Source organism: Actinoallomurus sp. NPDC052274 (assembly GCF_040679475.1).
Lineage (GTDB): Bacteria > Actinomycetota > Actinomycetes > Streptosporangiales > Streptosporangiaceae > Actinoallomurus > Actinoallomurus liliacearum.
On record NZ_JBFAUT010000048.1, the window covers coordinates 1 to 3,867 of the forward strand.

At 71.9% G+C, this 3,867-nt stretch carries 4 protein-coding genes; 2 read left to right on the forward strand and 2 right to left on the reverse strand.

All coding sequences use genetic code 11. The annotated features are described in order from the left end of the window. Both AB0K82_RS31835 and AB0K82_RS31840 read right to left on the reverse strand, forming a co-directional pair. Positions 1-711: MerR family transcriptional regulator (locus AB0K82_RS31835; RefSeq protein ID WP_364404169.1), on the reverse strand; the 711-nt coding region annotated here is incomplete at its 3' end. Positions 712-960: 249 nt separating this feature from the next. Beyond that, complete coding sequence (locus AB0K82_RS31840; protein WP_364404171.1) at positions 961-1,674, reverse strand: IclR family transcriptional regulator; 714 nt, start codon at positions 1,672-1,674, stop codon at positions 961-963. A 76-nt stretch (positions 1,675-1,750) separates the two neighbouring features. On the opposite strand from AB0K82_RS31840, the gene leuC reads away from it, so the two are divergent. Further along, positions 1,751-3,181 (forward strand): 3-isopropylmalate dehydratase large subunit, encoded by a 1,431-nt coding sequence (gene leuC / locus AB0K82_RS31845; RefSeq protein WP_364404173.1) that lies wholly within the window; start codon positions 1,751-1,753, stop codon positions 3,179-3,181. Positions 3,182-3,194: 13 nt separating this feature from the next. After that, complete coding sequence (leuD, locus tag AB0K82_RS31850; RefSeq protein ID WP_364404175.1) at positions 3,195-3,785, forward strand: 3-isopropylmalate dehydratase small subunit; 591 nt, start codon at positions 3,195-3,197, stop codon at positions 3,783-3,785. The last annotated feature ends 82 nt before the right edge of the window (positions 3,786-3,867 follow it).

Genomic DNA, 3,867 nt, shown 5'->3' on the forward strand with positions numbered 1-3,867 from the left:
GCGGCGTACGATGAACCGTACGGCCCGTACGCCCTCCGCGTTCAGCCGCGCGATCTCCTCGTCGGTCACCGAGACGGGCAACTGGAGGTCGAAGCGGCGGGCTGAGGCGTTCTCCTGTGCCAGCCGGCGGAGGGCGAGCAGGATCCGCTCGTACAGGACGTTGGTCGCGATGGCGGTCTGCACGGCCCGCTCGCGGTCCTCGCCGACCGACAGCCCGGCGATCTCGTGGTCCGCGATGAGCTCGGCGGCCTCGATGTACGGGCGAAGGTCGCGCAGGACGATCGGCAGGCCCAGCCCGCGCAGCGCCGCGAACGCCTGCGCCAGCAGGTCGCGGGCCGGCGCGTCCGGCAGCACGCGCCAGCCGAGCTCGGCGATGACCGCGTCCACGTCCTGGCGGGCGGCCCGCCAGCCGGCGTCCTCGGGCCGTGGCTCGGCGCGCGGGCCGAGGGCGTACTGCGCCTTCCCCAGCAGTTGGTGGGGGGCGACGGTGTCGTCGTCCACGGCGGCGACGATCTGCTGTACCGACGCGATCGGCAGGTCGCCGACCTCCCGGAGCGCTTTGACGAAACGGAGCCGGTGCAGATGGCGGCCGTCGTACTCCGCACGGGTCGCCGCGGTGGCCGTCCCCTTCGGAAGGAGCCCCTCCCGGATGTAGTACTTGATCGTCTGAACCGGCAGCCCGCTCCGGTCGCTGAGCTCGGAGATCTTCATCTGCCCCCCTGGCCGGGACACTATCGCCGTACGGCCGCCGGGGAGTCGCGGTTCCCGAGTCTCGGTATCCGAACGGCGGCTCGGTCCGGGGTCGGGTCCGGGTTCCGGTGTCCGAGGGGTGCCCGGCCGAGGGCGCGTCCAGGGTTCGGGTCTGGTGGAGGGCTCGGCCGGGGCGTGTCCGGGGTTCGGTGTTCGGTGGACGCTCGGCGGGGGAGCTGTGTCCGAGTCCCGGTATCGCCGGAGGACGGGTCAGCCGCGGCGCATCGTCTCGGAGATCTTCTCCGCGGCGGCCAGCACGGGCGGTGCGTGCATCCGGCCGGGGGCGCGTGAGAGCCGCTCGATCGGCCCGGACACCGAGATGGCCGCGATCACGCGGCCGCCGGTGCCGCGGATCGGCGCGGACACCGAGGCGACCCCCTGCTCGCGTTCGCCGACGCTCTGCGCCCAGCCACGGCGTCGTACGGAGGCCAGCGTCGTCGCGGTGAACTTCGCGCCGCGCAGCCCCCGGTGCAGGCGGTCGGGCTCCTCCCAGGCCAGCAGGATCTGCGCGGCGGAGCCGGCGGTCATCGGCAGGGCGCTGCCGACCGGGACGGTGTCGCGCAGGCCGCTCATCCGCTCGGCCGCGGCGACGCACACGCGCACGTCGCCCTGCCGCCGGTAGAGCTGGGCGCTCTCGCCGGTCAGGTCCCGCAACTGGGTCAGGATCGGCTGGGAGATGGCGAGCAGGCGGTCCTCTCCGGCGGCGGCGGCCAGCTCGGCCAGGCGGGGGCCGAGGATGAACCGGCCCTGGGTGTCACGGTGGACCATCCGGTGGTGCTCCAGCGCGACGGCGAGCCGGTGGGCGGTGGGCCGGGCCAAGCCGGTGGTCTGCACCAGCTGGGCGAGGGAGGCCGGGCCGGCCTCGAGGGCGTTCAGGACCAGAACCGCTTTGTCCAGCACGCCGACTCCGCTAGAGTTGTCCATGCTTCGATACTGCCGTCTCGGAATCTGAGATGCAAGTCGCGGGCAGAGGAGCTACGGAACCGGAAGAGGTGGAGTGATGGGCCGAACACTTGCGGACAAGGTCTACGACGCGCACGTTGTACGGAGCGCCGAGGGCGAGCCGGACGTTCTCTACATCGACCTTCACCTCATCCACGAGGTCACGAGCCCGCAGGCCTTCGACGGCCTGCGCATGGCGAACCGCACGGTCCGGCGGCCCGACCTGACGATCGCCACCGAGGACCACAACGTCCCGACCACCGACATCCTCGCGCCGATCGCCGACCCGGTGTCGCGCACCCAGGTCGAGACGCTGCGCAAGAACTGCGCCGAGTTCGGCGTTCGCCTGCACCCGATGGGCGACGCCGGCCAGGGCATCGTCCACGTCATCGGTCCGCAGCTGGGGCTGACCCAGCCGGGCATGACGGTCGTCTGCGGCGACTCGCACACCTCCACGCACGGCGCGTTCGGCGCGCTGGCGTTCGGCATCGGCACCAGCGAGGTCGAGCACGTCCTCGCCACCCAGACGCTGCCGCAGCGCCGGCCCAAGATGATGGCCGTCACCGTCAACGGCGAACTGCCGTACGGCGTGACCGCCAAGGACCTCATCCTGGCGATCATCGCGAAGATCGGCACGGGCGGCGGCCAGGGCCACATCATCGAGTACCGCGGCGAGGCCATCCGGTCGCTGTCGATGGAGGGCCGCATGACGGTCTGCAACATGTCCATCGAGGCGGGCGCGCGGGCCGGCATGATCGCGCCGGACGAGACGACCTTCGCCTACCTCGAGGGCCGCCCGCACGCGCCGTCCGGACTGGGGGCGGCGGGGCGTAGCCATGGGGGTAAAACACCCTGGGAGGCCGCCAAGGAGTACTGGCGGTCGCTGCGCACCGACGACGACGCGACGTTCGACAAGGAGGTCGTCATCGACGCCTCCGAGCTCACCCCGTTCGTCACGTGGGGCACCAACCCCGGCCAGGGCGCGCCGCTCGCGGCGAGCGTTCCGGAGCCGGCCTCCTTCGCGGACCCGACGCACCGCTCCGCCGCCGAGCGCGCGCTGGAGTACATGGGCCTGACCGCCGGCACCCCGCTGCGGGACGTCACCGTCGACACCGTGTTCGTCGGGTCCTGCACCAACGGCCGGATCGAGGACCTGCGCGCGGCGGCAGAGGTGATCAAGGGCCGCAAGGTCGCCGACGGCGTGCGGATGCTGATCGTGCCGGGCTCGATGAAGGTCAAGGCACAGGCCGAGGAGGAGGGCCTGAACGAGGTCTTCAAGGCCGCGGGCGCCGAGTGGCGCGAGGCGGGCTGCTCGATGTGCCTGGGCATGAACCCCGACCAGCTCAAGCCGGGGGAGCGTAGCGCCTCGACCTCCAACCGCAACTTCGAGGGCCGGCAGGGCAAGGGCGGCCGCACCCACCTGGTCTCGCCCGCCGTCGCCGCCGCCACCGCCGTCACCGGGCGTCTGACCGCCCCGGCCGACCTGTAATCGGGAGCCAGTCATGGAAGCCTTCACCACGCACACGGGCCGCGCCGTGCCGCTGCGGCGCAGCAACGTCGACACGGACCAGATCATCCCGGCGGTCTGGCTCAAGCAGGTCAGCCGCACCGGGTTCGAGAAGGGCCTGTTCGCCGCCTGGCGCGAGGACCCGGAGTTCGTCCTGAACCGTCCGGAGTACCAGGGCGCGTCGATCCTGGTCGCCGGGCCCGACTTCGGCACCGGCTCCTCGCGCGAGCACGCCGTCTGGGCGCTCCAGCAGTACGGCTTCCGCGCCGTCGTGTCGGCGCGGTTCGGTGACATCTTCCGCAACAACGCCACGAAGATGGGCCTGCTGCCGATCCAGCTCCCCGAGGACGTCGTCGAGGGCCTGCAGGACAAGATCGCGGCGAACCCCGCCAAGGAGTTCACCATCGACCTGGCGGCCCGCGAGCTGCGCTGCGACGAGGGCGGCGTGCAGACGTTCGAGATCGACGACTACACCCGCTGGCGGCTGCTGGAGGGCCTGGACGACATCGGCCTGACCCTGCGCAACGTCGACGCGATCACCGACTTCGAGGCCAAGCGGCAGCCCTGGCTCCCCGTGACCGCCTGATCGCCCGCACCCCCGCGTTACATCACGACCGTCAGAGGAGTGGGTTTCCGCTTCGAGCGCGGTGACTAGTCGTGTGAACCCG